The sequence below is a fragment of the Bradyrhizobium cenepequi genome (assembly GCF_020329485.1).
In the GTDB taxonomy this organism is placed as follows: domain Bacteria; phylum Pseudomonadota; class Alphaproteobacteria; order Rhizobiales; family Xanthobacteraceae; genus Bradyrhizobium; species Bradyrhizobium cenepequi.
The window spans coordinates 1-867 of sequence record NZ_JAGKJI010000165.1; the positions used below are offsets into that span (position 1 = coordinate 1).

The window sequence follows — 867 nt, forward strand, 5'->3', positions numbered from 1 at the left end:
GCCGCGTTTTCAGGGCCGTCCGATGGCAGCGGGCGGTGGCGGTCACGCCGCAGCTCCCACGGGCTGCAGCACCGCCCATCGTTTGAGGTTCATGGCGAGGCAGATAAGACGCAGATGCGTCTGGTTGCGTCTCAGGCCCAGATAGCGGGCGCGCGCCCAGCGGTAGACGCCCTTGAGACGCGCGAAGACCTGCTCGACCGGCGCGCGGCGCCGGCCCACCGCGTCGTTGAAGCGCTTCTGCCGCTCGGTCAGGGGATGATGCTTGTTGGGCCGGAACATCAGCCGTGGCTTGATGCCCTGCGCCGCGAGCCCGCTGCGGCGCTCGTGCTTGTCATAGGCCTGGTCGGCATAGACCGCCTCCTCGTCACCGCAGATCAGTTCGTCGGCCGGCACCGTGTCGTTGACCGCAGCGTCGGTCAGCTTGCTGCGGCGGATGATCGCCGAGCCCTGGTCGATGCCGACATGCGCCTTGTAGCCGAAGTACCGCTTGCCACCCTTCTTGGTCCAGCGCGCATCCGCATCGCGCTTGCTGTTGACCAGCTTGCTCGGCGCCCGACCGTCCGGGCCGGGCGGCTGCGGATCTTCCGGCGGCTTCGGCGGCTTCACCGCCGCCGGGATCAGGCTCGCGTCGATCAGCGTGCCCCGCCGCAGCACCAGCCCACGCGCATCAATCTGGCGCACGATCTCACCGAACAGCGTCTCGTCCAACCCGGCCCGCTGCAACGCCTCGCGGAAGCGCCAGATCGTCGCGTGGTCGGGGGTCTCGTCGTCCAGCACAAAACCGCAGAAATCGCGGAACGAGGCGCGGTCATCCAGCGCCTCTTCAAGCTCCGGATCGGACAGTCCATACCATTGCTGCAGCAGCAG

1 protein-coding gene is annotated in these 867 nt (G+C 68.2%); it reads right to left on the bottom strand.

Annotation, left to right across the window (positions count from 1 at the left end):
- Nucleotides 1–42: 42 nt before the first annotated feature.
- On the bottom strand, nt 43–867 hold an 825-nt coding region (locus tag J6497_RS42555; protein WP_225709752.1), incomplete at its 5' end, for an IS5 family transposase.